Source organism: Mycobacterium ulcerans subsp. shinshuense (assembly GCF_002355775.1).
Classification (GTDB): Bacteria; Actinomycetota; Actinomycetes; order Mycobacteriales; family Mycobacteriaceae; genus Mycobacterium; species Mycobacterium marinum.
In genome coordinates, this window is sequence record NZ_AP017624.1 from 24,879 (window position 1) to 51,455 (window position 26,577).

The 26,577-nt window shown below is 66.2% G+C and carries 26 protein-coding genes, 1 tRNA gene and 5 pseudogenes; 16 read left to right on the forward strand and 16 right to left on the reverse strand.

What is annotated here, in order from left to right:
- Window positions 1-52 precede the first annotated feature (52 nt).
- Window positions 53-1,672, reverse strand: coding sequence for an FHA domain-containing protein (locus SHTP_RS00120; RefSeq protein ID WP_096369421.1), 1,620 nt, complete (start codon window positions 1,670-1,672; stop codon window positions 53-55).
- A 294-nt stretch (window positions 1,673-1,966) separates the two neighbouring features.
- On the opposite strand from SHTP_RS00120, the gene SHTP_RS00125 reads away from it, so the two are divergent.
- Both SHTP_RS00125 and SHTP_RS00130 read left to right on the forward strand, forming a co-directional pair.
- Window positions 1,967-2,049 (forward strand) — tRNA-Leu (locus SHTP_RS00125).
- Between the two features lie 253 nt (window positions 2,050-2,302).
- Window positions 2,303-2,938 carry a uracil-DNA glycosylase gene (locus SHTP_RS00130; RefSeq protein ID WP_231991235.1) on the forward strand — a complete coding sequence of 212 codons (636 nt, stop codon included), beginning with the start codon at window positions 2,303-2,305 and terminating at the stop codon, window positions 2,936-2,938.
- Window positions 2,939-3,162: 224 nt separating this feature from the next.
- Here the strand turns inward: SHTP_RS00130 and SHTP_RS00135 are convergent, their stop codons facing one another.
- The gene (locus tag SHTP_RS00135) at window positions 3,163-3,963 is read right to left on the reverse strand and encodes an SDR family NAD(P)-dependent oxidoreductase (RefSeq protein WP_096369423.1); all 801 of its coding nucleotides are present in this window, start codon (window positions 3,961-3,963) and stop codon (window positions 3,163-3,165) included.
- A gap of 152 nt (window positions 3,964-4,115) precedes the next feature.
- Here SHTP_RS00135 and yaaA point away from each other — a divergent pair, with 152 nt between their 5' ends.
- Window positions 4,116-4,868: a peroxide stress protein YaaA gene (gene yaaA / locus SHTP_RS00140; protein ID WP_096369424.1), complete on the forward strand. Its 753-nt coding sequence runs from the start codon at window positions 4,116-4,118 to the stop codon at window positions 4,866-4,868.
- 23 nt (window positions 4,869-4,891) lie between these two features.
- Here the strand turns inward: yaaA and SHTP_RS00145 are convergent.
- The 4 genes and pseudogenes from SHTP_RS00145 to SHTP_RS00160 form a co-directional block, all read right to left on the reverse strand.
- Window positions 4,892-5,886: pseudogene (locus SHTP_RS00145) on the reverse strand (glycine betaine ABC transporter substrate-binding protein).
- A gap of 5 nt (window positions 5,887-5,891) precedes the next feature.
- A pseudogene (locus tag SHTP_RS00150) lies at window positions 5,892-6,589 on the reverse strand (ABC transporter permease).
- 107 nt (window positions 6,590-6,696) lie between these two features.
- Window positions 6,697-7,896, reverse strand: coding sequence for an ABC transporter ATP-binding protein (locus SHTP_RS00155; protein ID WP_096369425.1), 1,200 nt, complete (start codon window positions 7,894-7,896; stop codon window positions 6,697-6,699).
- Window positions 7,889-8,536 carry an ABC transporter permease gene (locus tag SHTP_RS00160; RefSeq protein ID WP_096372236.1) on the reverse strand — a complete coding sequence of 216 codons (648 nt, stop codon included), beginning with the start codon at window positions 8,534-8,536 and terminating at the stop codon, window positions 7,889-7,891. Before SHTP_RS00160 ends, SHTP_RS00155 begins: the two co-directional genes overlap by 8 nt.
- Window positions 8,537-8,856: 320 nt before the next feature.
- On the opposite strand from SHTP_RS00160, the gene SHTP_RS00165 reads away from it, so the two are divergent.
- Window positions 8,857-9,264: a cold-shock protein gene (locus tag SHTP_RS00165; protein WP_011738435.1), complete on the forward strand. Its 408-nt coding sequence runs from the start codon at window positions 8,857-8,859 to the stop codon at window positions 9,262-9,264.
- A gap of 101 nt (window positions 9,265-9,365) precedes the next feature.
- Here SHTP_RS00165 and SHTP_RS00170 read toward each other — a convergent pair whose 3' ends face one another.
- Window positions 9,366-10,325: a dipeptidase gene (locus SHTP_RS00170; protein ID WP_096369426.1), complete on the reverse strand. Its 960-nt coding sequence runs from the start codon at window positions 10,323-10,325 to the stop codon at window positions 9,366-9,368.
- Between the two features lie 129 nt (window positions 10,326-10,454).
- Here SHTP_RS00170 and SHTP_RS00175 point away from each other — a divergent pair, with 129 nt between their 5' ends.
- On the forward strand, window positions 10,455-11,768 hold the full coding sequence (locus SHTP_RS00175) for an ammonium transporter (RefSeq protein ID WP_096369427.1): 1,314 nt from the start codon (window positions 10,455-10,457) through the stop codon (window positions 11,766-11,768).
- Between the two features lie 9 nt (window positions 11,769-11,777).
- Here the strand turns inward: SHTP_RS00175 and SHTP_RS00180 are convergent, their stop codons facing one another.
- From SHTP_RS00180 to SHTP_RS00190, 3 genes and pseudogenes are all read right to left on the reverse strand, one after another.
- Entirely contained in the window at window positions 11,778-12,077 is a 300-nt protein-coding gene (locus tag SHTP_RS00180) for a GNAT family N-acetyltransferase (RefSeq protein ID WP_096369428.1), read from the reverse strand.
- Window positions 12,074-13,042 carry a pirin family protein gene (locus SHTP_RS00185; protein ID WP_096372237.1) on the reverse strand — a complete coding sequence of 323 codons (969 nt, stop codon included), beginning with the start codon at window positions 13,040-13,042 and terminating at the stop codon, window positions 12,074-12,076. The genes SHTP_RS00180 and SHTP_RS00185 overlap by 4 nt, the downstream gene beginning before the upstream one ends.
- A gap of 114 nt (window positions 13,043-13,156) precedes the next feature.
- A pseudogene (locus SHTP_RS00190) lies at window positions 13,157-13,453 on the reverse strand (WhiB family transcriptional regulator); the annotation flags it as partial.
- Between the two features lie 95 nt (window positions 13,454-13,548).
- Here SHTP_RS00190 and SHTP_RS00195 point away from each other — a divergent pair.
- The 7 genes from SHTP_RS00195 (at window position 13,549) to SHTP_RS00225 (ending at window position 18,919) form a co-directional block, all read left to right on the forward strand.
- Window positions 13,549-14,265, forward strand: coding sequence for a helix-turn-helix domain-containing protein (locus tag SHTP_RS00195; protein WP_096369429.1), 717 nt, complete (start codon window positions 13,549-13,551; stop codon window positions 14,263-14,265).
- 123 nt (window positions 14,266-14,388) lie between these two features.
- The gene (locus SHTP_RS00200; protein WP_420873061.1) at window positions 14,389-15,591 is read left to right on the forward strand and encodes an ISAs1-like element IS2404/ISMul1 family transposase; all 1,203 of its coding nucleotides are present in this window, start codon (window positions 14,389-14,391) and stop codon (window positions 15,589-15,591) included.
- A gap of 121 nt (window positions 15,592-15,712) precedes the next feature.
- Window positions 15,713-16,540 (forward strand): C40 family peptidase, encoded by an 828-nt coding sequence (locus SHTP_RS00205; protein WP_096369431.1) that lies wholly within the window; start codon window positions 15,713-15,715, stop codon window positions 16,538-16,540.
- Entirely contained in the window at window positions 16,537-16,917 is a 381-nt protein-coding gene (locus tag SHTP_RS00210) for a DUF4226 domain-containing protein (RefSeq protein WP_096369432.1), read from the forward strand. Before SHTP_RS00205 ends, SHTP_RS00210 begins: the two co-directional genes overlap by 4 nt.
- A gap of 74 nt (window positions 16,918-16,991) precedes the next feature.
- Window positions 16,992-18,257 carry a DUF4226 domain-containing protein gene (locus SHTP_RS00215; RefSeq protein WP_096369433.1) on the forward strand — a complete coding sequence of 422 codons (1,266 nt, stop codon included), beginning with the start codon at window positions 16,992-16,994 and terminating at the stop codon, window positions 18,255-18,257.
- Between the two features lie 42 nt (window positions 18,258-18,299).
- Complete coding sequence (locus SHTP_RS00220) at window positions 18,300-18,617, forward strand: ESX-1 secretion-associated protein (protein ID WP_015353913.1); 318 nt, start codon at window positions 18,300-18,302, stop codon at window positions 18,615-18,617.
- The gene (locus SHTP_RS00225; RefSeq protein WP_096369434.1) at window positions 18,614-18,919 is read left to right on the forward strand and encodes a DUF2694 family protein; all 306 of its coding nucleotides are present in this window, start codon (window positions 18,614-18,616) and stop codon (window positions 18,917-18,919) included. Before SHTP_RS00220 ends, SHTP_RS00225 begins: the two co-directional genes overlap by 4 nt.
- A 4-nt stretch (window positions 18,920-18,923) precedes the next feature.
- On the opposite strand, the gene SHTP_RS27885 is transcribed toward SHTP_RS00225, so the two are convergent.
- A complete protein-coding gene (locus SHTP_RS27885) occupies window positions 18,924-19,067 on the reverse strand; it encodes a hypothetical protein (protein WP_020727578.1) in 144 nt (47 codons plus the stop codon).
- Window positions 19,068-19,146: 79 nt separating this feature from the next.
- Between SHTP_RS27885 and SHTP_RS00230 the strand changes: the two genes are divergently transcribed.
- The 3 genes from SHTP_RS00230 to SHTP_RS00240 all read left to right on the forward strand — a co-directional run bounded on the left by SHTP_RS00230 (window position 19,147) and on the right by SHTP_RS00240 (window position 21,040).
- Entirely contained in the window at window positions 19,147-20,253 is a 1,107-nt protein-coding gene (locus SHTP_RS00230; protein WP_096369435.1) for a DUF5631 domain-containing protein, read from the forward strand.
- Window positions 20,254-20,340: 87 nt separating this feature from the next.
- Window positions 20,341-20,661, forward strand: coding sequence for a DUF2710 family protein (locus SHTP_RS00235; protein ID WP_086085374.1), 321 nt, complete (start codon window positions 20,341-20,343; stop codon window positions 20,659-20,661).
- 124 nt (window positions 20,662-20,785) lie between these two features.
- Window positions 20,786-21,040 (forward strand): hypothetical protein, encoded by a 255-nt coding sequence (locus SHTP_RS00240; protein ID WP_020785431.1) that lies wholly within the window; start codon window positions 20,786-20,788, stop codon window positions 21,038-21,040.
- Window positions 21,041-21,059: 19 nt separating this feature from the next.
- Here the strand turns inward: SHTP_RS00240 and SHTP_RS00245 are convergent, their stop codons facing one another.
- Together SHTP_RS00245 and SHTP_RS00250 are read right to left on the reverse strand one after the other, a co-directional pair.
- A complete protein-coding gene (locus SHTP_RS00245; RefSeq protein ID WP_015353919.1) occupies window positions 21,060-21,833 on the reverse strand; it encodes a TIGR03084 family metal-binding protein in 774 nt (257 codons plus the stop codon).
- A 2-nt stretch (window positions 21,834-21,835) separates the two neighbouring features.
- Window positions 21,836-23,128: pseudogene (locus SHTP_RS00250) on the reverse strand (MFS transporter).
- A gap of 120 nt (window positions 23,129-23,248) precedes the next feature.
- On the opposite strand from SHTP_RS00250, the gene SHTP_RS00255 reads away from it, so the two are divergent.
- Window positions 23,249-23,893, forward strand: a complete 645-nt coding sequence (locus SHTP_RS00255) for a YqgE/AlgH family protein (protein WP_085979850.1) — start codon at window positions 23,249-23,251, stop codon at window positions 23,891-23,893.
- On the opposite strand, the pseudogene SHTP_RS00260 reads toward SHTP_RS00255, so the two are convergent.
- The 3 genes and pseudogenes from SHTP_RS00260 to SHTP_RS00270 all read right to left on the reverse strand — a co-directional run bounded on the left by SHTP_RS00260 (window position 23,880) and on the right by SHTP_RS00270 (window position 26,493).
- Window positions 23,880-24,815: pseudogene (locus SHTP_RS00260) on the reverse strand (bile acid:sodium symporter family protein). The gene SHTP_RS00255 and the pseudogene SHTP_RS00260 sit on opposite strands and share 14 nt — an antisense overlap.
- A 111-nt stretch (window positions 24,816-24,926) precedes the next feature.
- Window positions 24,927-25,274, reverse strand: a complete 348-nt coding sequence (locus SHTP_RS00265; protein ID WP_096369436.1) for a hypothetical protein — start codon at window positions 25,272-25,274, stop codon at window positions 24,927-24,929.
- A gap of 85 nt (window positions 25,275-25,359) precedes the next feature.
- The gene (locus tag SHTP_RS00270) at window positions 25,360-26,493 is read right to left on the reverse strand and encodes an LpqN/LpqT family lipoprotein (protein WP_096369437.1); all 1,134 of its coding nucleotides are present in this window, start codon (window positions 26,491-26,493) and stop codon (window positions 25,360-25,362) included.
- Window positions 26,494-26,577 lie beyond the last annotated feature (84 nt).

Genomic DNA, 26,577 nt, shown 5'->3' on the forward strand with positions numbered 1-26,577 from the left:
CTTGGACGGCGGTCGGTGCGGAGTAAAGCACGGCAGCTGTGAGCCCAGAGGGTCAGTGGATGCGGACGATTATCTCGGAATGGCCCAAGCGAATCACATCGCCGTCGGCCAACTGCCACTCCTGCACGGGCGCGTTGTTGACGGTGGTGCCGTTCGTCGAGTTCAGGTCCGCCAGCAGCGCAACCTGTCCATCCCAGCGGATCTCCAGATGGCGACGTGACACCCCGGTGTCGGGCAACCGGAACTGCGCGTCCTGCCCGCGGCCGATGATGTTGGACCCGTCGCGGAGCTGGTACGTGCGTCCGCTGCCATCGTCGAGCTGGAGGATCACCGAAGATCCGGCAGCCCCGTAGCCGCTCTGTCCGTAACCGCCGTAACCGCCGCCGGCTGGCTGGCCGTACTCGGGCGGCGCCTGACCGTAGTCGGATGGGGCCTGACCGTAGTCGGGGGCCGCCGCTTGGCCGTACTCGTAGTCGCGACCGGCCGGGTCGGCGTATCCGGCGCCCTGCGGCGGGTAGCCGCCCGGGGAGGACGTGTCGGCGTATTGGGTGTAGTCGCCCTGGCCATACTCGGGCCGGCCGTACCCGGCGCCGCCCTGCTGGTAGCCCTGGTCGTAGCCGCCACCCTGGTCGGGGTAGCCCGGGCGCTGCGCCTCAGGGGGTGCCGACGGAGCCGCGGGCGCTGAATAGGCGCCCTCGTCCTGGCGTGCGGGCTCGCGGCCGTATTCGCCGTAGCCCCCGTATCCGGGCTGACCGCCCGGCGGCTGGCCGTAGCCGCCACCCTGGCGGTAACCCTGGTCGTAGCCCTGGGCGCCGTAACCTCCGGGCGCGGGCGGACACTGCTCATATGACGGCGGGTAGCCACCCTGCTCGGGGTAACCGCGCTGGTCGGGGTAACCGCGCTGGTCCTGGTAGCCGCGCTGGTCGGGGTAGCCGCGCTGGTCTTGGTAGCCGCGCTGGTCGGGGTAGCCGCCCTGCTCGGGGTAGCCGCCCTGTTCCGGGTAGCCGCCCTGGTCTTGCGGGCGTGGCGGCGGGTACCCGGGCTGAGGCGGGTAACCCGCGGCCTCCGGCGGGTATCCACCACGTGGGTCGGGTCCGCCGTGCGGACCGCCGCGCGGGTCTTCTTGCGGACGGGCGTAACGCTCGTCGTAGTACTCGTCGGGCCGCCCCTGCCCCTGACCGCCGCGGTAGCTCGAGTTGTCAGTCATTGGTGGTACTCCTGGTTCTGCGCCAAACGCATCGTTCGATTGTGGCTGGGCGGAATCGTTGACTGTCGGGCGGGGCTCGACGTCGGGGTTAACAGCCCCGCGGGCGCGGAACTGGCCAGTATGCAGGCTCGATGACTGCTCGAACCGGACGATCACATCACCATAAGTTTGCCACCCCTGTTCATGGATGTAGTCTGCCAAGTACCGAGCAAATTCGCTCGACGTGAGGTGTGGATCGGCGCCCAATTCCTCAGCGTCGTGCACACTGAGGGTAATGATGTATTCGTTGGGGGCCAAAAGGCGATTTCCCGGCAGGGAGCGCACGCCGTCGGCCGCTTCCCGTCGCAACAGGGCTTCGACCTCTTGCGGGACGATCGATCCGCCGAACATCCGGGCAAATGCGTCCCCCACCGTCGACTCGAGTTTGCGCTCGATGCGCTGAACTAGCCCTTTCTGGCTACCCATCTCTTCAGCGCTCGCCTCACTGTGTTGTGGTCCATCGTTGGCGCAAGGCAAACGACTCACCCGCGGGTCGTGGTCAACAGACCATGCTATCGGGACACCGTGACCCTGGGGCACCGTGAGAACCCTGAGAATCACATCGAGACACTTCAGAGACCCAGAAGTTGGTCCGTGTACCAGGGCCGCTGGGGTCGAACTGCGGCTCGGCGGGGGTTCCCGGGGCCGACCCCCGGCCCCACCCCGCTGGCAGCGGTTGGGGTTCGGGCCTACTAAAGTGATATGGTCCTCCGGTCGTTTGGGCGAGTGGCGGAATGGCAGACGCGCTGGCTTCAGGTGCCAGTGTCCTTCGGGACGTGGGGGTTCAAGTCCCCCTTCGCCCACAGCGAGCGGTTCTATGAACCGTAGACACAAAGGTCACGGCCTCGAAAGAGGACGTGACCTTTGTGGTTTGTGGGGGTGGCTGCGGCGGGCGCCCATGGGTGGGGACTGTCGTCGTCGGATCCGCTTTTTCAGCCGTTGCGGGGTATGCGACTTGCCTGCCCGAGCGGCCCGGCTGGACGTTGTTGCTCGCCGCGGCTCAATTAGGCGGGGCGTGCCCCCGGAAGTATCTACACTCCAACCGTGGGTCCGAGCGTGACCGAGGACTATGACTCATCTGCCTCGCGACGGCTGCGCAAGATCGCTCTCGACGCTGAGATCGCGGGCTGCCGGCGCTGCGAGGGCATGAACATCGCGCCCGCCACCATGTCGGCGCCCGGCTACGGCTGCGTGAGCTCACCGGTCGCGCTGATCGGGCAGAGCCTGTGCGAGAAGTGCATGGAGAGCCAGGTCCCGTTCACCGGTGGCAGCGGCGAGCTGATCGACGAGAGCATCCAGCGCGCGGGTCGGGAAAAAGAGGATGTCTTCATCAGCAACGCGGTGCACTGCCACCCGCCGAAGAACCGCTCGTCGCATCAGCATGAGATTGTCAATTGCTCGCCGTATCTGCACCGCGAACTCGAGATCGTCCGGCCGCGGCTGGTGGTTGCCTTAGGTCGCGATGCGGAACGGGTGCTGACGTTCTTCTATCCGAGCGCGCGGATTTGCGAGGAGCTCTTTGAGATTCCGCGCGGGCGACTCCCCAAGGGTGTTCCGTACATTTTCCACGTGAAGCACCCGTCCTGGATACAACGCCAGCACGACGACAATCTGGAAGCCAACTACGTGTCGAACCTGTCCGCGGCGATCCGGTGGGGCTTCGACCGCGAAGGCGAGGAAGCGACGGGCTAGGCGTGACGTGGCGTCGGCAGACGTGCAGTTTCTCGACGGCTATCCGGTCCTCTCGCACGGTGTCCCGTGCCGCCCGGCGTGGTGCATACCGCGGGTTCCGGAGAGCTGAAATCGCCTGGGGGTGAGCAGATCCTGTCGGAAAGAAAGACATCCGGGTGCGGTGTGTCCAAGACCGGTTGTCGCAAACCGAGCCAGCTCGATTCCAACGACTGCGGTCGCGGTCCTTACGCCGAGGTGACGACCTTCTTGATCACTTTGCGGCGCAGCGTTGTCGGAAGCAACCGACCCAGACCGACAAGTGTGCTCATGGCACGCGGGAACGAATAGGACTCTCGGCCAGAAGATAGTGCGCGTAGAACGTGCTCTGCAGCTTCCTGTTCAGAGATTTCGCCGGGTGCGGGCATTCCGTCGCCCTCGGTGGCCTCCGTGGCAACGAATCCCGGATAGATCGACACAAATCGCACACCGCTGCCGGCATACTCAATCCGATAGGCGTCGAACAGCACGCTCAATGCGGCCTTCGCCGCCGAGTAAGGCCCCTGCAGCGGTACGGCGTACCAACCGGCCAACGAGTTGGTGTGTGCGATCACGCCCGTCCCGCGCTCAGCCATGTGCCGCAACACCGGAACGAGGTAGTTGACCGCGACGTCGTAGTTGGCGTCCATGACGCTTGTGATGTCAGCAGCGTCAAGCCGGGTCAGATCAAGGGCAGGAGCGCCGCCGGCATTGAGCAACACCACGTCGATCTTGCCGTGGCGCTCTAGTACGTCGGCGACAACCGACTGTGCGGCAACCGGATCGGTGGCATCGGCCGGGTGGATCGAACAGCTGCCACCCATCTCCGCGATGGTCGCGGCGAGGCTGGCCAGCCGGTCGGTACGTCGGGCCGTCACCGCCACAGTGGCGCCCCGGCGCGCAGCCCGCTCCGCGACGCTGCGACCGATTCCGGATGAGCCGCCGACAATCAAAAACGTTGCTGACTCGACGCGCACTTTGTAGGCCCTTCGTTTGCCGATGACGGCCACTCAGCAGACTAGCGGCCGGTGGCTACCAGGCCGACGAAGACTCGCCTACCTGGGCGGGTTGGGCGGACTGCCGGTTCCGGCAAGCCCCCCGATCGCCGCGAACACCGCGTGCACCAATCCGGCGAAACCACGGCCGACTATCGTCTGCACCCGTGATTGTGCTGCTACCGCCGTCGGAGACCAAGCGGGGTGGGGGTGATGGCCCCCCACTGCGACTCGAAAAACTCGCCAACCCGGGACTGGGTGCACTGCGGGCCGCGCTGGTCGGCGAACTCGTTGATCTCGCGGCCGACCCGCCGGCGTGCAGAACGGCCCTGGGGGTCTCGCCGTCCCAGGATGCCGAGATCGAGCGCAACGCCGCGCTGCGTACCGCGCCGACGCTGCCGGCGCTGCGCCGCTACACCGGTGTCCTCTACGACGCGTTGGATGTCGATTCGCTGCGCGGCGCCGAGGCAAAGCGCGCCCGCGCTCGGCTGGCCATTGGTTCGGCATTGTTCGGGCTGTTGCGCGCCGACGATCAGGTGCCCGCCTACCGGCTTTCCGCTACTTCCAAGCTCCCGGCGAAACCCACCCTGGCCGCCCGGTGGAAGCCCCTGCTGGAGCCGTTGCTCGCGGAGTTGGCGGCCCAAGACCTGATCGTCGATCTGCGCTCCGGCTCCTATGTAGCGCTGGGACCAACATCCGGCGCGATCCACGTCAAGGTCCTCGCCGAGCATCCCGACGGCCGACGGACCGTGGTCACCCATTTCAACAAGGCATACAAGGGTCGGCTGGCCCGCATTCTGGCGAGCACGCGGGCCGAGCCCACCGATCCGGCCGCGGTCGCTGCGGTCGCCCGCAGGGCCGGCATGCAGGTGGAGCGCAGCGGAAACGAATTGACCCTCGTCGTCGCTGCGGGCGGGTGAGACCGGACGTCTGACCCAGGCCGCTAGCTGAGCAGCTTCTGTTGCAGCAGCCAGTCTTTGGCAACGATGGCCGGGTCCCGGCCATTGTTGTCCACCTGGGCGTTCAATTCCCTCATCGTGTCGTTGGTGAGCCTCGGATTGAGCTGCGCAAAGATCTCCCGAAGTTCCGGGTGATCATTGATCAGCGAGGTATCGACAACTTCGGTGAGGTTGTACAGCGGGAAGAAGTGCTTGTCGTCTTCGAGCAGACGCAGATGCAGCGCGGGGATCCGGCCGTCGGTGGTGAACACTTCGCCGAAATTGCATTCCCCTTGTGCCGTGGCGCTGTAGACGACCCCGGTGTCCAACGTGGTGATCTTCGCCAGATCCTCGAGATCAAGCCCGTAGGCGTGCAGCATCGGCACGAAACCGTCATTGCGGCTTGCGAATTCGCTTTCGATACAGAACGTGAGCGCGGAGCGGGGCAGCCTCTTGAGGTCGGAGAGCTTGGTCACCCCGAGTCGTTCGGCCTCGGACTCGCGGATGGCCAACGTATAGGTGTTGTTCATCGGCGCCGGCGGCAACCAGGTCAGGCCGTGACCTGATCGGCGGCGTTGACGGCTTCCCATTGCTGCTTTGCGCCCTTGATCGGGTTCTCATGGCGGAGGTAGTTGATCCAGCCGGTACCGGTGTACTCCGGTGCGATGTTCGCCTCGCCGGTGAGCAACGCCCGCCGGACCCCGAAGCTGCCGGGCGTGTTGCGGAGGTTGGTGACCCTAGCGCCCGCGGCATGCAGGACGATCGAGAGCATATTGCCGAGGATCAGCTGCTCGGTGAAGTCCTTGGCCGCGACGGTGATGGGCACGCCCTCCAGGGACTGATAGTGGCGGATGAGGACGGGTTTGGCTTCCAGCACCGCACCGGTCGCCGAGCGCAGCCCGCAGCTGGCCACCAGGCCCACGTACAGCACCGCCAGCGCCGCGAACGCCAGCCGTCGCGCGCGCCGACATTTACTCCATCGGTGGACCGTTGCGAGCATGTGATTCACAGTCCCCTCGGTGCGGCCACCATCTCGATGAGGCGAGCCAGCCAGTCGATGAACAACGCCAGTGCCGCCACCAGATTGGCGCCGACGATCAGGGTCACCGGCTGCTGCAGCTTGATGCCGGTGGTGATCAGCTGCCCCAATCCCCCGCCGCCGGTGAACGACGCCAGCGCCGCCGTCCCGACAATCAGCACCAAGGCTGTCCGAACGCCGGCGACGATGACCGGTAGCGACAACGGCAGTTCGACACGACGCAGCGTCGAGAACGCCGACAAACCCATTCCCCGGGCGGCTTCGACGATCCGGCGATCCACGCCGTCGAGTCCGGTGACGGTGTTGGCGATGATGGGATCGCGCCGTAGACGATGAGGGCAACGATCGCGCCGAGCTGACCGATCCCGAACACGACCGCCCCCAGCGCGATCAGGCCGATAGCCGGCGCGGCCTGACCGAAACTGGCGACGGTGATGATCGGCTTCGAATAACGCCGCATCGGCCCTCGCGTCAATGCGATTCCCACCGGAATCGCCACCACACACGTGAGCACCGTGGCCGACAGGCTGATCACCAGGTGTTCGCGCAGCAGCTGCAACAGATGCGACACGCTCAGCGAGCGGCGCTCCGACTCGGACACATCGGCCACCGTCACATAGGCCAGCGCTCCGGCCACCGCGAAGGCACACGTGAGTGGCTGCAGCGCCCACCGCCCGAAACTCGGCCGACCTGGCGTCGTCGGGACCGTGGGTTGGCCCTCGGCGCCGCCCTTGACGGCACCTTCGACGTTGATGTCGCTGCCGGCCACGCTCACGTGTCGGGCTCCTCAGAGTTCGCTGCACCGCGTATGTCGGCGATTGCCTCCATGATCGTCTCGACTCTAATGGCGCCCTGGTAGGTATTGCGTCGGCCGGTGACGACCACGACCCCGTGTGACGAGGTCAGCATTACGTCTAACGCGTCGTTGAGGGTCGATGCTAGGTTGACGCACTCCAGGTCGTCATCGCGGGTCACCTGGGCCAGTGCTTGGGGTTTGGCCAGCTCCTCGAGGGGCAGCCAGCGCAGCGGCCGATTCTGCCGGTCAAGCACGATGGCATGCGCCCGGTCGAGGGATCCGGCCAGTTCAACGGCTTCGGCGGGGTCGCCGCCGGCCTGCGCAACGACGGCCTCGTGCAGGTCGATGTCGCGCACCCGGGTCAGGCTGAGCTGCATGAGGATAGCGCCGGCGCCGACGAAGCCGCGGACGAAGTCGTTGGCGGGTTCGGCGAGGATCCGTTCCGGGGTGTCGTATTGGACGACCTTGGAGCCGGTGGTCAGGATGGCGATCCGGTCACCCAGCTTGACGGCCTCGCCGAAGTCGTGGGTGACGAAGACGATGGTCTTGTGCAGCTCTTCCTGCAGCCGCAAGAACTCGTCCTGTAGTCGTTGGCGGGTGATCGGGTCGACCGCACCGAACGGCTCGTCCATCAACAGCACCGGCGGGTCGGCGGCCAGGGCGCGAGCGACACCGACGCGCTGCTGCTGGCCCCCGGAGAGTTCGCGGGGGAACCGGTCGCGGTACTGGGCCGGGTCGAGGTTGACCAGGTCGAGCAGTTCGTCGATACGGGCGGCAACCCGGTTCTTGTCCCACTTGAGTAGGCGGGGAACGATGCCGATGTTGTCACCCACCGTCAGGTGCAGGAACAGTCCCGCGCCCTGGACCACGTAACCGATGTGGCGTCGAAGTTCATCGGGGTTGCGGCGGGTGACATCGTCATCGCCGATGAAGATCCGCCCGCTGGTGGGCTCGATCAGCCGGTTGATCATCTTCATCGTCGTGGTCTTTCCACAACCCGAAGGGCCTACCAACATGACGATCTCGCCCGCGCCGATCTCCAAGGTGACGTTGTCGACCGCGGGTGTGGAGCGCACGCCGTACCGCTTGGTCACCCCATCCAGCAGAATCCGGAGTCCGCTGCTCTGGGGAGCGTCGGACGTGGTCGGTTGATCAGCGGATGCGGCTTCAGGCACGTATTCCTCTCGGGGTGGTGAGACGCGCAATGACGTTGAGCACCGTGTCGAGAATGACCGCCAGGATCAGGATGCCGATGGTGGCGGCGACGATCGAGTTGGTCGCGTTGGCGCCACCCATTCGGGAGATGCCCGTGAAGATGTAGCCACCCAGACCCGGACCGAGCGCGAAGGCCACGATGGCCGCGATGCCCATCAGCATCTGGGTGGACACCCGCACACCGGTCATGATCACCGGCCACGCCAGCGGCAATTCCAGACGCACCAGCGTGGTCAGTCGGCTCATTCCCATCCCCCGGGCCGACTCCACCAAGCCTTTGTCGACGCCGGTCAGTCCCACCACAACGTTGCGCAGAATGGGGAACACGCCAAAGAAGGTCAGCATGATCACCGACGGCAGAACGCCGAGGCCGACGATCCCGACGAGCACACCGAGCAGGGCGTAGGACGGAATCGTCAACCCGACCGCGGTCACCGCGTTCCCGGCGGCCACGCCCAGCGGTGAGTTGTAGATGAGAACACCGAGAATCAGGGCTATCGCCGTCGCCAGGATCAGCGTCTGTCCTACCAGGCTGATGTGCTGGTAGGCCAGAAACCACAGCACTGACCACCGATCGACTACGAAATCGTATAAACCCATGAACTCGGTAGCGGCCTCCATAATGGGGATGTAGCGCGTGCTGGACGTGATGTCGTTATTCAACCTAACCAGATCGGCACCCCATCGCGAGTCCGATGCGGCAAATCCCGGCCGGATGGGTGCGGCGCGACGGCTCGCGTGCTCGGGTTCCAGGCGGGAGGGATCTACGCTGGTACGGTTGCGGATCCGCTGGGTCGCTGGCGGTCTTCCGGTGTCCAGAGCACGGTGAGGACGGGTTCGTTGGCGAGATTACTTGACTCGGTGAATTACTCTGGATATATGTTTGTATTCATTCGTGAGTGAGTTGAACGGGGTATTCGATGAGGGGTACAGGGCGGATTGTTCGTTTTGACGATGTTCGTGGTTATGGGTTTATTGCTCCCGATTCCGGTGGCGAGGACGTTTTCCTGCATGCCAATGACTTGGATTTCGATCGGCTTTTGGCAAAACGCGGTACGCGGGTTTCCTTTGATATCGAGGACGGTCCTCGCGGCAAGTTCGCCACGGCAGTGCTGATCACTTCGGAAGGGTCCGGCAGGACCGGTGCTGGGAGCAAGGCCGCTGCCTCGGACACCGATGAGTATTTCGATGTCTTCTCGGCCCAGGAATTCAAGGAAGCGGCCACCGAGATCCTCTTGGAGGCGACGCCTTCAATTACGGGTGAGCAGATTGTGCGCATCCGGGCGGCATTCGAGGGATTTGCCCGAAAACACGGTTGGATCGAATAGTCGAGCGGACGCCATTTCCGGATCCGGACCGGAGGGTGAGATGTCGACCAATCAATTGTGCGAGTATCAGTGTGGTCGCCGGAACAATCGTGGCGGGGTTGTCAGGTGGGCCAGACGCGTTGCGCCACTCGATAGAAGTTGGCGCCGAGCACCGCGTTGATGTGATCGTCGGCCCAGCCCCGGTCGACGAGGTGCGCACCGAGTGTGAGCAGCGTTTCGGGCGCCATCCACTGGATCGGTCCCCAGCGGGTGTAGCTCTCATCGAATAGGTCCGGGTTGCGGGCCAGCTCGTCGTAGAAGTCGGCGAGATCGAAGGAGAAGTCGCTGCTGATACCGACGTGGTCGATGCCCACCAGAGCGACGGCGTATTCCAGGTGTCGTGTCATGGCGTCGAGGGTGGGCGTATTGGGTCCCAGGAAAATGCCGACCCCGGTGATTCCGATGACCCCACCGGTGGCCGCGCAGGGTCGTGCTTGGTCGTCGGTGATGTTGCGCGGGTGATCCCACACCGCGCGCATGCAGGAGTGGCTGTAGACCACCGGACCGGTGGAGACCTCACACATGTCCAGTCCGGTGCGGGTGCTGCAGTGCGACCCGTCGGGCACGATGCCCACGTCGTTCATCTCGGCGACGATCGCGCGTCCCCAGCCGGTCAGGCCGGGATCGGTGGTGTCCAGACAACCGCTGCCTGCACGATTGGCGTGGTTGTAGGTCGGCAGCAGCATGCGCACCCCGAGGTCGGCCAGGGTCGCCAGGTTGTCGAGGTTGTCGTCGAGGGGGCGGGAGTCCTCCAGGTCGAAGACCACCGCGATGCGCCCGCCGCGGGTGATGGTGGTGACATCGCCGACGCCGGCGGCCAGCTCCAGATCGGGGTGGGCGCTGAGCGCGGCGCGGTAGTGATCCAGCAGCGCCGTCGTGTCGCGGAAGCTGTGCGGCGAATACCCGGCGTTGACCGATACCAACACCGCCATGTCGTGACCGTGGTACCGGATCAGCGGTTCGACCGAGGTGTCGGTCTGTAGCGGCAGACACGTGTGCTGGTCCCACAGGAACGACGTCATACACGGATATTGCACCGCGGCCGGGGCTCGGTTTGCGGCGGCTGACTATGCCGAGATCCGCCGTCTAGCGTCTATCGGAAACATCGCGCCGATATTCTCGTGGCTGCTGACTATCGAAGGAGTGCCGAGTTGGATATCGATCCCGCCGCTACCGCGTGGCTGCTGGCCAGCACCGCACTCGTGCTGCTGATGACGCCCGGGCTGGCGATCTTCTACGGCGGCATGGTGCGCACCACCGGCGTGCTCAACATGATCATGATGAGCTTCATCTCCATACCGCTGGTCACGGTGGCGTGGTTGCTGGCCGGTTACAGCTTGGCGTTCTCCGACGGCGCGGCGCCTGGCTTCCCCGGTGGGCTGGTGGGCGGGCTGACGCATGCCGGAATGCGCGGTATCGGTCCGGCGACGGTCCATGGGTCGGTTCCCGAGTTGCTGTTCGCGACCTTTCAGCTGAGCTTTGCGATCATCACCGCCGCCCTGGTCAGCGGTGCTATCGCGGATCGGGCCAAGTTCGCGGCCTGGATGGTTTTCGTACCCGTCTGGTCGATCGCGGTGTACTCGGTTGTGGCGCACTGGGTGTGGGCGCCCAGCGGCTGGCTGGCGAAGATGGGAGTGCTCGACTACGCGGGCGGGCTGGTCGTCGAGATCGTCTCGGGTTCCTCGGCCCTTGCCCTGGCGCTGGTGCTGGGCCCACGCATCGGGTTCAAGGTTGATCCGATGCGCCCGCACAATCTGCCGTTCGTGCTGCTGGGTGTGGGACTGCTGTGGTTCGGCTGGTTTGGGTTCAATGCCGGTTCGGCGTTGGCGGCCAATGGGCTGGCCTCGGCGATCTTCCTCAACACCCTGGTCGCCGGGTGCCTGGGGATGCTGGGCTGGCTGGCAGTCGAGCAGATCCGCGACGGCAAGCCGACCACGTTCGGTGCCGCCTCGGGCGTGGTGGCGGGTCTGGTGGCGATCACGCCGTCGTGTGGCACGGTGAACACCCTGGGTGCGGCCCTGGTCGGGTTGGCGGCCGGGATCGTCTGCGCGTTCGCGATCACGGTGAAGTTCAAACTCAACTACGACGACTCGCTCGACGTGGTGGGTGTGCACTTCATCGGTGGTGTGGTGGGCGTCCTGCTGATCGGGTTGCTGGCCACCGCGGTGATGACCGACGGCGCGCGGGGTCTGTTCTACGGCGGTGGGCTGGGCCAGCTCGGCAAGCAGGCATTGACGATGGTGGTGGTGGCGCTCTACGCGTTCACGGTGAGCTATTTGTTGGCCGCGCTGATCGAGCGGTTGATGGGGTTCCGGGTAAGCCGCGAGGAAGAGGTCAGCGGTGTCGACTTCAGCCAGCACGCGGAGACGGCCTACACCGAGGGTGTCTATGGGCATCAGCAGCTGCATCGCCCATTCTCCGGTGGGGACGCAATTCGCCCGCGCCCCAACATCGAGGACGCCTGAGCTGTCCCGTTAAACGGGGTCGGTGATCGCGTCGTATTCGGGATGCTTGTCGAGGACCGTAACGACCATGGAGCACACCGGGACGATGCGCTTGCCCGCGGCTCGTGCGTCTTGCAGGGCTTCCTCCACGAGGATGGTCGCCAGGCCCCGTCCGCCGAACGCCGGATCGACTTCGGTGTGGTCGAAGACGCGCTGATCGCCGCGGTCGATGTAGGTGGCGAGTCCGACGGTTTGTCCTTCGATCGCGATCGTGTACTTGCCCGCCTCGGCGGTGATGGTGGTCTGCGCGCCGGTCTTGTCGGCAGTCATCGATGGTCCTTTCGGTTCGGTAGCGGTCTGGGCAGCAGCCGGGTGGTGGGCAGGGGCGGGGCGGGCAGTCGGGTGACCGAACCCTGGTAGCCGACAACCTCACCGAAGCGCGCGTCGGCGTCCTGCCACAGTTGGCGATAGCTCACGATCTCGTCGTGGTTGCGCCCGACGAAGTTCCACCACATCACCAATTCTTCGGCAAACGGTGTGCCGCCCAACAGCAGTAGTCGCGCCGGCTGTGCCCCGACGTTGCGCACGTGCACGGTGGTGTTGTCCGGGCCCTGGTAGCCCAGATCGCCTGCCGCCAGCGCGGTCCCAGCCAATTCGAGATCCCCGACATCGCACAGCACCCCGTGTTCGAATGTCGGGTCGACTTCGATATCCAGCTCGGCATGGACGTCCAGGTCGAGCTGGGCGCCAAGTAGCGGCGTGAAGGTATGTACCGGCGACCGCACGCCCGCCAGCTCGCCGATGAACACCCGCGCTCGCGCACCGGGGAGCACCGCCGGTGCCGGCGCGTAGTGAGCAAAGTCGCGCCCGGTGTCGCGGGCGGAATCGGGCAGGGCCACCCACAGTTGGGCGCCATGTAGCACGCCGCTACCCACCGACACCTCGGAGTGACAGATGCCCGCGTCCGCGGTCATCAGGTTCAGCTCGCCGGGGCGGATCCGGGCATGGACCCCCGCGCTGTCCCGGTGCTCCACTTCCCCACTGAACAGCCAGCTGACCGTCTGCAGTCCGGTGTGCGGGTGGGGCGCCACATCCATGTGCGCCGAGACCGGGCCATAGTGGTCGACGAAACACCAGGCGCCTATCAGCGAACGTTGCCGCTGCGGAAGCGTGCGTTGCACCCGGATTGCACGCGGCCCACCCAGCGGCACTTCCCGCGGATGCAGCACCTCGATACCGGCACCGTGTGCGGCGCAGCAGGCTACCTCCGCTGGTGCGGTCTCCAGGTTGCTCATTTGGTGCACCCTTCGTCGCGGGTGTGCTCGGGCGAGCTACCGCGACCCTACGCCGGTTTGGCGACCGGGCCGCCCCAGGTAGCGCGTGATCACGACGCGGCCCCACCGGTGGGGCTAGGCCGCTGTTTGGGGGCCCACCTGTGTGACCGGCAAATGCCACACCACCGCGGTCACGGGGACGGCATCGCGTTCGTTGCGCGCCAGCAGGGCGGTGTTTTCCGGGAGCTGTCGGGCATTGATCTCCCCCGCCGCGATTCGGCGCAAGACGTCATGAGCCTCAGCCAGCTGTCCACGCTTGCGGTACTGGCCCCCGGGCAGCTTGACCCCAGCCCACACCCCGTACTCCTCCCGGTGCTTGACGGCCCGTTCGGCACACAGACGTTGCTGGGCCAGCGGGCACCGGCGCAGGCAGATGCGCGATCCTGGCAAGAGAAGCGTGACAAAAACGTATATAACAGGGTGTCGTACCGGTCTGTGTAATATCCCGCCTATGGCCGGAGCTAGCGGTGAGACGTGAATCGGCCGGTGCGGCTATCCGTGCCTTGCGTGAGTCACACGATTGGTCACTGGCCGACCTCGCGGCCGCGACCGGTGTCAGCATCATGGGCCTCAGCTATCTGGAACGAGGCGCCCGCAAGCCGCACAAAGGCACAGTTCAGAAGGTAGAAAACGGCCTCGGTTTGCCGCCGGGCACCTACTCGCGGTTGCTGGTCGCCGCCGATCCGGAGGCGGAGCTAGCCCGGCTGCTCGCTGCCCGGCCGACCGAGACGGCCTCGCCTCGCCGCCCCGGCGTGGTGGTGGTCGACCGCCACAGTGACACCGATGTGCTGGAGGGATACGCCGAAGCCCAGCTGGATGCCCTCAGGTCGGTCATCGATAGATTGCCGGCGAGCACATCAAACGAATATGAGACGTATATTCTCTCTGTGGTCGCTCAGTGCGTGAAGGCCGAGATGCTGGCCGCCAGCTCATGGCGGGTGGCGGTCAACGCCGGCTCGGAGTCCAGCGCCCGACTCATGGAGCACCTGCAGGCGCTGGAGGCAACGCGCACCGCCCTGCTCGAGCGGATGCCGGCGAGCTTGAGTGCGCACTTCGACCGGGCGTGCGCGCTATCGCAGTTACCGGACGCGGTCATCGCGGCACTGATCGGTGTCGATAGTGACGAACTGTGGGATATCCGCAACAGGGGGGTCATCCCGCCCGCAGGGCTCCGGCGTTGTTGATTAGCAGGCTTGTGGGCTGGGTTGATGATCTTTGGTGCCGCGCTATTGGGGCCGGAGTGTAGGCACGGGCTATCTGGAGAACGATCGAGTTGGTTACTGTTCGTCGTTGGTCTGGAGTTGCCCGTGCCTACCGTTTCAGTATTGCCTGTGTCGTCGGTTCCAGAGGTGTTCGACCGCTGGAGTCCTGGTGAGCGCAGCGAGCTCATCGGATCGGAGTTTCTCGATGTGTTGGCCTCGGTGCCAGACCCGAGGGACCCACGCGGTCGGAGGTATTCGCTGATGGCTTTGTTGGCGATCGCGGTTCTGGCCACTGCCGCGGGGATGCGCGGCTATGCTGGTTTTGCCACATGGGCGGCCACCGCTCCCGATGATGTGTTGGCCCAATTAGGGGTCCGGTTCCGGCGGCCCAGTGAGAAGACCTTCCGCGCTGTTTTGTCTCGGCTAGACCCCGCCGACCTCAACGCCAGGATGGGCAGTTACTTCACTGCACACGTGGCCAGCAGCGACCCCAGTGGATTGGTGCCGATCGCGTTGGACGGCAAGATGCTGCGTGGTGCTTTACGCGCCAAAGCGACAGCCACGCATCTCGTGTCGGTGTTCGCCCACCGTGCCCGATTGGTGCTCGGTCAACTCGCTGTCGCCGAGAAAAGCAATGAAATTCCCTGCGTACGTGCCCTGCTCACGCTGCTGCCGGGTAGCTTGCGGTGGCTGGTCACCGTGGATGCGATGCATACCCAGGTCGTCACCGCGAAGTTGATCTGCGCCACCTTGAAGTCGCACTACCTGATGATCGTCAAGTCCAACCAAGCCAAAATACTTGCGCGTATCACCGCGCTGCCCTGGGCCGAGGTGCCCGCAGCCGCTACCGACGACTCCCGCGGCCACGGCCGTGTCGAGACCCGCACCCTGCAAATCATCACCGCTGCACGAGGAATCGGCTTCCCCTACGCAAAACAAATCATCCGGATCACTCGTGAACGCTTGATCACCGCCATCGACCAGCGCAGCGTGGAGGTGGTCTATGCCATCTGCAGCCTGCCGTTCGAGCACGCCCGCCCTACCGCGATCATGGCCTGGATGCGTCAACACTGGGGAATCGAGAACAGCCTGCACTGGATGCGCGACGTCACCTTCGACGAAGACCGTCAAAGGGCACATACCGGAAACGGCGCACAGGTCCTAGCAACGCTACGCAACGCCGCGATCAATCTGCACCGCCTCAACGGCGTCGACAACATCGCCGAAGCCTGCCGGATCACCGCTTTGACCGCCAACCGCCGCCTAGACCTCCTCAATCCACAATTCCCCGGCTCACAAGCCTGCTAATCAACAACGCCGGAGCCCTGATGATGCCCGAAGCGCTCCCCCGGATTCGCGCCTTCGTCGATGGATCCACGGAGTCCTCTGAACAGCAGGGTCCGGGATACGACGACGGCGAGGGGCAACGATGATTCCCACCGAAGTCGATGCGTTGCTTCGCGCCCATCAGATGTTCGTCGGCACTGGCGACCACCGGATGCCGGACGTGCACCCCCAACCGGGTGCGGAGCCGCTGTGGCGCGCCACCCCGCCCAACCCCGCGACGGATCAACCCCGCTATAGGTTCCGGGCGGCACGTGGCCGGGAAGTCCTAGCGGCTGCGACAAGAACCGATGCGGTGGTTGCCGCGGTGATTGCCGATGCGCACCGGGATCGCGAGCAGGCCCGGGAGTCGACCGGCAACGTCGTGACCCAGGCTCGGGCCGATTGTGTGGCACCGCCGGTGACCCCGTTGGCCCAGCGTGAGGCCATCCGTCGCCGGGTGGGCCGGCTGCGTGCCCAACGCGCGCATGTTCTGTGGGCGCACCGACGGGCGCGGCGCCGGTTGGCCGCCTTGCGCCTGCGGCGGTACCGGATGCTGCACCACCATGGGTCGAGGCAGCGGCTGTCGCCGATCAGCGGGCGCGCCGGAATCGCGGTGCGAGCGGCGTTGTCGCGGCTGGGCCGCCCCTACGTTTGGGGGGCCACCGGCCCGGACCGGTTCGACTGCTCCGGGCTGGTCCAATGGGCCTACGCGCAGGCGGGCGTGCACGTGGACCGCACCACCTACCAGCAGATCAACGACGGGATCGTGGTGTCGCGCTCGCAGATACGGCCCGGCGATCTGGTCTTCCCGCATCCGGGCCATGTGCAGCTGGCGATCGGCAACAATCTGGTTGTCGAGGCGCCGCACGCGGGCGCCTCGGTGCGGATCAGCCCATTGGGTAGCCATGTGCAAATCCGGCGGCCGCTATGAACGGCGGCGAACCCAGGTCTGAGCAGGCCGGATCCGCGCTAGCTGCGATCCGGGCGCGGCAAGCCGAGCTGGCGCGCCAACACGACGTGCTCGGGGAGGCCGACCGTGCGCTGGTGGAGGCGCTCACCCGTGCGCACACGGTAATGCGCGACAGTGTCCGTCGGCTGGATGCGATCGGTGCTGAGATCGATGGCGCTGTGGCAGGCCAGGATTCGCTCGCCCTCGATACCCCGCTGGGGGCGCGTGAGTTTCAGAATTTCCGGCTCGCCAAGCAGCGCGAGATCGCAACCATCGTCGCCACCGCCCACGAGCTTGATCGCACGAAAAGTGCTGTGCTGGCGAGCTTGCGGGCACACTATGGCGAATCCGTGGGCTAGCCCGCCAGCCGGTTGTGCACAGACCAGGTGAGGTGAATTGTCGGCGCTGAGGCGCCTGGGTACTGTCACGCGACATGGGCGGATCGGAGCAGCTTGCGCAATCGGGCGCGGCGCGCGGAGCCGCCGCCGATGCCATCGCTGGCGCGGAAGTGGCTTTAGCACACCAGAATTCGATGAGCTCGCAGCTCGATCTCCAGGTGATCGCGGCTATCTTGAATGCGCACCTGACGGCGGTCGACGGAAGCGAGGCGCTCGACGAGCTGCAGCAAGAGACCGAAGCCGCGGTGCGGACCCGCTCGGATCTGGACACACCGGCCGGAGCCCGCGACTTCCAGCGCTTCCTGATCGGAAAACTCAGAGATATCCGCGAGGTGGTCGCCACTGCGAGCCTCGATGACACCTCGAAAGCAACCCTGATGGCCGCATGGACGTCGCTGTACAACGCATCCAAGCAAGAGGCGAGTTCGCCCGGCGATGCGCAGACGGCCACCGAGCCCGCGGCGGGCACCGGTGCCGATGCGGACCGCGCGGCTGGGCTGATCTCGGGGGACCCGCTTTTGGACTCGCTGTTGTTCGACGACCCGGGTTTGGTAGATGAGGCGACGTTGCCGCAGGGCGCTGCGCCGTCGGGCGCGGCGACGGCGCCGTCGCTGCCGAGCATGCCCAGCCTGGGCGACGGATCGGGCGCTGCCACTCCGTCGGGTGCTGGTTCGGTTTCGAACTTGCCCGCGGGTCCGGCCTTGTCCGCAATCCCCCGGGCAATCGCATCACGCCTGGACGAGCTCGATGACCCCAGCCTCGACTCCCTTGCCCTGGACCCGGACGCCTCGGGCGACGACTCAGACGACGAACCAGCTGATCTGGATGAGGACACCGACGGTGGTGGCGAAGACACGGAGCAACCGGCATCGTCGGGCGAGCCGCAACCGCTGCCCACCGGACCGACGACGGTGACTCTGCCCAACGGGGACACGATCACCGCGGCAAGCCCTGAACTAGCCGCGGCGATCAACGCCGCCGCGGGCGGTGCTGCCATCGCAGATGCGTTCCAGCAACAAGGCATTGCCATCCCCCCGCCCGGAACGCCGGTGAGTGACCCGATAGACCCGGCGCGGCTCGCCGCCGGAGACATCGGCATGTTCACGGATCGGCACGCGCTTGCCCTCGGTGATGGCAACGCGTTTCTGGACGGGCAGATGCAGCAGGTTTCCAGCATTGGCGGGCCGAACTTCCTAGGCTGGCAGCATCCGCCAACATCGACGACCGTCACGGAGCCGGCGCAGACCGGCGCCCCAACCCCGACCCGGCCGGCGACTACGCCGGTCGCCCCGCGATACTGAGCCCGCCGGCGGGACCCCGGCGCCATAACGAGGAGACAGCGGATGGCAGATCGAATCCATGTGGAGCCGGCGCACCTGCGCGAAGCCGCTGCCCATCACGAGCAAACCTCCGAATACCTGCGCAGCGTGCCGTCGTCGCACGCTGCGATACAGGAGAGCCTGAACTCATTGGGGCCGATCTTCAGTGAGCTGCGCGACGCCGGTCGCGATCTTCTCGAGCTACGACGCCAGTGCTACGAGCAGCAGGCCGACGACCATGCCGACATCGCGCAGAACCTGCGGACCTCCGCGGCGATGTGGGACCAGCACGAGCAAGACGCGGCTCACGATTTCGGCGGCATCGTCGACAACGGTCGATGACAGACGCCAACCCCGCGTTCGACACCGTCCATCCCAGCGGGCACATTCTGGTCCGGTCGTGCCGGGGCGGCTACATGCACAGCGTGGCCTTGAGCGAGGGAGCGATGGAGACCGACGCCGCTGCGCTGGCCGAGGGAATTTTGCTGACAGCCGATGTCTCATGTCTGAAGGCTTTGCTAGAAGTACGCGAAGAGATCGTCGCGGCCGGCCACACGCCATCGGCGGAGGTGCCGACCAACCTAGATCTCGACGTCGCCATCGAGCGCCTGCTGGCACACCAATTACGGCCGCGCCGCCGCTGATCGGCTAGAGCAGCCAGGGTTTGGCGGTATCGGGATCGGGTGCGATGTCGGTGGGTGGTTCGACGGGATTGGCGCCAAACAGTTCCCGCGCGCGGCTTAGCAGAGAACGCACCTCATCGAGTTGCTGCTGCAGCGCAGAATCAGCCATGGCCTCACGCTACCGAGGCCCGCTCGTCGGCACAATTCACCATCTGCGACGCCCCGTGAGGTGCCGGTACGCTGAGCCGATGGCGATTTTCGGGCGACGGACGGCGCGTCAGCGCCTCCGCAAAGCCGCCCAGGAATCCCTGGCCATCCCGGCGTTCAGCTCTCCGCCGGACTGCACCCCATGGGTGATCGGCGGGCTATGGCCCACCGAACTGTCGCGGGATGCGCCCGAAACTGCCACGCTGGCAGAGTATTTGGAAGCCGACTTGCAGCGAATCGCCGATTCCGCCAATGAGGAACTGGCTAGCCTGCGCCACGCGGTAATGCTTGATTCGGACCGACGTGCCGCGGAGGCCAGGGTGATCGACGAAGCCCGCGCGCGGGCGGTGCAACGAGTCGAGTCGGCACGGAATCAACTACGTGAAGGGGCGTCAACCGAGCCGCCCGTCGCACCACGAGACATCGCCGATCCGAACGCGGGCGAACCGGGATCGCAACCGCAACCGCCGATGGCCGGGCGCCCCGACGCGGTCGATGCGGCCCGGGCAGCGGCTCGAGCTCCGGCACCGGCTGTGCCGGAGTCGGACGACCAGCGGCTGCGTCGACTGCTGATGTTCGTGGCCCGCCAGGAGCCTCGCCTGAACTGGGCGATTGGGCGACAGTCAGAAGGCACGGTGCTGGTCACCGACGTCGCCCACGGCTGGATACCTCCCGGGATTGCCCTTCCACAGGGCGTCCGGTTGCTGCCCCCGAAGCGGCGCAGCGGCCGGCTCGCCGCACTGGTCGACGCGGCGACGGGTTCGCTGAGCTATAGCCCGGGCGATCCGCTGCCCTGGGCGGATGAAGACACCGCGACGAGATCCTCGGTGCGGCCGCGTGAGTTGCCGATGGCCGACAATGTGGCCCGAGAGCTCTGTGACGCCACCCGCAGCCGTGTCGGGTTGCCGAGGATGGCGCACGTACTGGCCAAGGCGGCTGATGCCGGGACGGCCGTGGTGGAAGACGAAATCGACCTTTTGCGAGTGCATCTCGACACTGCGCGGCACCAGATTGTGGCCCACTACCCCAGCATCGATGGTGAGGTGTTCCTCAACTGCATGTTGTTGGCGGCCACCGCAAGCAGTGTCAACGGCGACGCGGTGACGGCGAACTACCACCTGGCCTGGTTTCGGGAACTCAATGCGTGACCACTCGCCGACCGAATCGGCCACCGGTGCATATACGCTCGACGCCGCGTTTGAATTGACGGTGGCTACAGCCGTGGACATACTGTCTTGGTGTCGGGGCCCGGCGGTCGCGCGGAATTGAGCGACAAAGACCTCGTTGAATCCGTCCTTCGCGAACTGAGCGAGGCGGCCGACAAATGGGAAGCCCTTGTCGCGCAGGCGGAGAATGTCACCTACAGCGTGGACCTGGGATGTGTTCACGCTGTGGCCAATTCCGACGGCCGGTTACTGAAGTTGACGCTGCATCCCGGCGTCATGACCGGCTACTCCCATGCTGAGCTGGCCGATCGATTGAACGTCGCCCTCGCCGCGCTGCGTGAAGAGGCGGAAGCCGAGAACGAGGCCCGCTACGGCGGGCCTTTGCAGTAACCGGGCGCCGGATTGTCCTGCGGTGCAATGAGTTCGAAATGGTCAACCGGCGGCTCGGATAGATTTTCTGCACAACAGTCTCTTTCGCATCATCGGTGCGGCATCCGGGCTAGATTGGTGGACCATGACCTGGTTGACGATCGCCAAGGTGGCCTTGGTGGGCTTCCTGGTGATGGGCAGCGGCCTGTTGTTGTTCACCTTTGTGCGCAAGGCTCGACGTGGCGTCAGGCCGCCAACATCGGATCCCAATGCTTCGTCCTACTTGAACGCGGTGTTCGGGGGCGCGCCACCAACCCCGTTGCCCCAGTGGGCGCACCACGACGAGGCATTCGACGAGGACCCCGAGGGCGGCGACTCGCGCCACGGCGCAGCCGGCTAGGTCGCGGGTCAGGTTAGGGTCATCGCCCTTCGCCGGGAGGCCCGGCGAAGGCCTGCGCGATCTGTAGCCATTGCCGCGCATCCTCGCCGGTCGCGGTGAGGTGCAGGGAGCTCAACGGTCGCCGCTGGGTGACCAGGAAGCAGAAATCTTCGGCGGGCCCGGTGACCCGCTGGGCCGCATCGGCCGGTCCCCACGACCAGAGGTCACCGCCGGGGCCGCGCAGCTCGACCAGGAACTGCTCGGTGGGCGGGGCCAGGTTGTTGACGAAGTAGGCGTAGTCGCGGGTGCGCACACCCAGGTGTGCAATCGAGCGCAGCCGGTCGGTGGCGGGCCGGGTGACACCGAGGGCGTCGGCAACATCAAGCCCGTGCGCCCAGGTCTCCATCAAGCGCGCGGTGGCCATTGACGCGGCGCTCATGGGTGGTCCGAACCACGGCAACTTGCGTCCGTCGGCAACATTGAGCAGCGCCTCATGCAGTCGGCCGCGGGTGAGCCGCCAATCGCTGAGCAGCTCCGCCGGCGGCATCGCCGCAAGCTCCTCGGCGCCCTCGTCCACGAAGCCGGCCGGGTTGGCGGCCGCCGCGGTCAGTACGTCGGCGAACCCCGCCTCGTCGGTCACCGCGGTGAGTGCCACGCGATCGGTCCACAGCAGGTGCGCGATCTGGTGTGCGATGCTCCACCCCGGTGCCGGGGTCAGCTCGCTCCACCGCTGCGGTGCCAGCGGCGCCACCAGGGCGTCCAGGTCGTCGCTTTCTGCCTCCAGGTCAGCCACGATCGGGCCGGGACCCGCCATTGTCAACCTCCCTCAACGTTCGAGGCCGAACTGCGCCGGCCGACGATGCTGTGCACACAAAGTCCGAGCAGATAGATCACCGATCCGACCAACACAAAGACCGGCGCGCGCCCGTCGTCGGGAATCAAGGCCGCGGCCACGGTAACCGAGACGATATACGAGACCCAGAACAGCGCATCCTGCACGGCGAACACGTGTCCCCGCAGCGCGTCATCGACATCGATCTGCATCGCCGAGTCGGCGCACAGCTTGACCACCTGACCGGCCACTCCCAGCAGAAACCCGCACACCACCATGACCGGGAGCAGCAGGCCCGCGCCGGCAAGCTGGATGACCGCGGCGGCGGCCAGGGCGCCATTTGTCGTGGCGTAGCGCCCCCAGCGCCTGATCAGGCCCGGGGTGAGCACGTTTGCCAGGAACGCCCCGAGGCCGGTTGCGGCGAAGAACAGCAGTGCCGTGCCCAACCCTTCGACGTCCACGTCTCGCATGTGATGGACCAGCAGCAAGATCAGCAGGGAGTTGACGCCGACCACCATTCGGTGAGCCGCCAGACCGGACAGCGCGGCGGCCACCGTCGGGAGCTGGACGACCGTACGCACCCCGTGCATCCAGCCGGTGATAACCGCGTACACGGCCGATCCGTGGATCGCGCGCTTGGTGTCGTCGGGGCCGAGCACCCGGGGGGCGAACCGCAGGGCCAGCAGCAGTGAAATCGCGACCGGAATCATCGCGGTGAAAATGACCGCGGCGGCGCCATGATCACCGCCACCGGCCAGCCATCGGGGCAACAACATGAAATTGGCGCCCACAAACGCCGCGACCGCACCCGAGGCGGTGGCCACCGAATTCATCGTGACCACCTGCTCGCGCGGCACCACATGGGGCAACGACGCCGACAGCCCCGAGGCGACGAACCGGGCCAGACCATTGGCCAACAGCGCGACAAACAGCAGCAGCAGATCGCCCGCCTCAAACGCCAGAATGGTCCCGATCCCGGCAATGAGGATCAATCGACCGATATTGGCGCCGACGATCACCAAGCGCCGATCCTAACGGTCCATCAGCGCACCGGCAAACGGGCCCAGCAGGGAGTACGGCAAGAACAGCACCGCGAACGCGCGCGCAATGGCCATCGGATCGGCGGCGCGGTCCGGATTGAACAGCAAGGCCCCGGCCAGCCCCGCCTGAAAGAGGCCATCACCGAACTGGCTGGCGATGCGCACCTGAAGCAGCCGCCAAAAATCAGGCAGACTCCTTACCGACCGCCACAATTCGACGGGTGCGCCGGCGTGCATCCGGCTGCGAATCACAGACCCCCACTTCCACGATCGAGCGAAGGTTAGCCCGATTTCGCACCGTGCGGACCCAACAACGCTACAAATATCTGCCGACAGTGCTCGTTTAACCCGGTGATGATGCTGTTAGTGCCGTGGTGTGAATGCCATGATGTTGGGGTGGCGCCGCAGGAAGATCCAGAAGACCATGTTGCGCCTGCCGCACAACGGGTGCGAGCGGGTACGTTGCTGCTGGCCAATACCGACCTGCTCGAGCCCACCTTCCGGCGCAGCGTCATCTATATCGTCGAGCACAACGACGGCGGGACGCTGGGTGTGGTGCTCAACCGGCCCAGCGAGACCGCCGTGCACAACGTATTGCCGCAGTGGGCCAAGCTTGCGGCCAAGCCCAAGACGATGTTCATCGGCGGGCCGGTGAAGCGCGACGCTGCCCTGTGCCTGGCGACGTTGCGGGTCGGGGCCGATCCGGGTGGAGTGTCGGGTCTGCGCCATGTTGCCGGCCGGATCGTGATGGTCGATCTCGACGCCGACCCCGACCTGATCGCACCGTTGGTCGAAGGCGTGCGAATTTTTGCGGGCTATTCCGGGTGGACCATCGGGCAGCTCGAGGGCGAAATCGAACGTGATGACTGGATCGTGCTGTCGGCCTTGCCATCTGACGTTCTGGTACCGCCGCGGGCCGACTTGTGGGGCCGGACATTGCGACGGCAGCCCTGGCCGCTTTCGCTGTTGGCGACCCACCCGATCGACGTCAGCCGGAACTGAGGCTCTCCCCCCGCTCGTCGGGTTCGGCGACGGCGGGCAGGGCGGCCGAGTCGGCTGGGTCGACCACTTTTCTCCCCAGCTTGCTGGCGATCACCGCGCCCACCACGAGCTGCAACTGGTGATAGATCATCAACGGCAGCATGACCACGCCGGATATCGCCTCGGGGAACATCACCATCGCCATCGGCAGTCCGGACACCAGACTCTTCTGGGAACCACAGAACATCAGCACGACCGAGTTGTCGCGATTGAGGTGAGCGGCTCGTCCCAGCGCCGTGGTGATCCCCAAGGCCAGGGCGCGCAACAGCGCATCGAGGGCCACCACCGCCACCAAGTGCCACGCTTCGACCTCGGTCCATCCACCCGTCGCCACCCCGAGCGAGTAGGCCGCGTACACCAACAGCAGGATGGCGGCGCGATCGATCCAGCGCATCAGGCCTGGATGCCGCGCGTTGAGCGCACCGATCCAGCGCCTGGCCAGCTGCCCCAGCACAAACGGTACGAACAGTTGCAGCACAAAATCGGCCAGTGCGCTCTATTCGGCCTGGGAGCCACCGCCGATGTCCATCAAGAACAGCACCAGTATCGGAGCGAGCAGCACACCGAGGATGTTGGACGACGACGCGCTGACTATCGCCGCCGACACGTGCCCACGCGCGATCGAGGTGAACAGGATCGCTGACTGCATCGTCGAGGAGACCAGGCACATGAACAGCAGTCCGCTGTGCAGCTCTTCGTCCATCCAGGACCGCACCAGCGCGCGGATGGCCAGCCCGAGGATCGGGAATATGAGGAATGTGGTGATCAGCACCAGCGCATGAAGGCGCCATTGGCGTAGCCCGTGCCAGGCTTGCTCGAGGGACAGCTTGCCGCCATAGAGGAAAAACAACACGGAGACGGCCACCCGGGCGGCGACGATCACCGCGTCGCTGGCGGCACCGCGTGCCGGTAGCAGGACGGCGGCCAATACGCCCCCAGCACCATCAGCAGCACTGGGTCTAACCGGATCCCCCGCTGCTGTGCCACCGGATGCTCAGTGGCAGGAGAGCGTACAACCAGCGCAGGAGCCGCTACAGGAGGCTTCGTCGGGAATCGTATCCACGCGGCTCAGCGCAAACCGCGCGCTCTGCCACGAACCGGCGGCCAGTGTGCCCAACGCGCCCGCGACGCACACGATCAACACCACCAAGGCGGTGTGCGGGGAGGCCGCGAGCGCCACCACCCCGCCGGCGCTCAACATGACCGCGGCCGCCAGCTGGGTGGGTGCCATCGCTCGCAATGCGAGCTGAGTCGAGTCGGTGACATCGGCGCGGGCGAGTGACCACGCTCCGAATAGGGCGGACGCCGCCGCACACATGCAGAGCACACCGGCGATCATCATGGAGTCACAATACGAGGTCGTGACCGAGTTCGCTTGATCAAGGGGCGATCGGATCAACCCCCCCGGGGGTAATGGGCGTCGGGAGTCAGCGCGACGGGGCGGGCGCGGCGGCGACCGGCGGCGCCGCAGCTACTTGGCCCGGCACGGCCTGCAGCGCGGGCGTCAGATTGGGCGCGGGCGCCTGAGCCGGCGCCGTCGCGGCCGCCGGGTGATGAGGTATCGACACGGGTGCCTGAGCGGGTGCGGCCGGCGACGCGGCCCGAGCCGGGGTCTGCGGCGCTACCGCAGTGGCTGCGCCGGCCCGGGCGGGTGTGTGACCGGCTGCCGTCGGGGTCGCCACCCGGAATCCATTGATGATCGCGTCGGTGGCGGGGGCATCGGCCACCGCCTGGGACTGCGCCGTGGTGACCGAGAGCGACACCAGGTAGTTCTCACTACCCGAGGCGGCGATGACGTGGCGCCGGGAGGTGTTCAGCGTCATGTCGTTTTCGCGGTAGGTGCCCTCGATGACCGACGACGGGAAGCCACCGAACTCGGCCATCGAGGCGTTGGTCGTCCGCCAGGCGAGCAAGTTCTGACTGTCCACAAAGCCATGGGAGATGGCCTCGGCGGGATCCAGATCGCCGACCAGCTTGTACACCACCACCTGCGCGTTCGATGTGTACACGCTGTTGCCGCCCACTCGGTCGGCAATCACGGCGAACGCGTCGGGCACGTTGGGGTCGGGCACCGGCGTCCAGCGCGGGGGCATGGGCAGGGTGATCTCGAGTGCGTTGAACCCCTGCGGTCGCTGCGCCTCGAGCTTGACGCCCTTGCCGTTGAGGTAGTCGCGCACGGTCCCGGTGACGGCGGGTGTTATCGCCGGGGCTACCGGCGCCGCGACGGGCAGCTGCCCGGCGGCGGGGACTTGCCCGGCGGCGGGCAGCTGCCCGGTGGCGGGGATGGCGGCCGGTACCGGCGCGGCCGTCGCGGCCGGAACCTGCATCGGGGCGGGCACCTGCGCGGGAGCCGGGGCGAACCGGTTGGTGATGCTCCCGGGGGAGGCATTGAGGTTCTGGACGGGCGGAACCGCCGCTTGGGCGGGAGCCGGTGCGGGCGACGGGGGCTGCGGATAGAGCGGGTCGGCCGACGCCGTGCCGCTCGCGATCAGTGTGACGCCGACGAAGCCGGCGGCCATGCACCCTGCGAACCCTCGCCAAGTGCGCGCGATGTGGATCATTTGCGTCGGTCCCTCCGAAACTATTCGGGCGGCGCTGCCCGCTACCGAAGCTGAATGTAACTAGCTGGCGGCGGCAGCTACCAG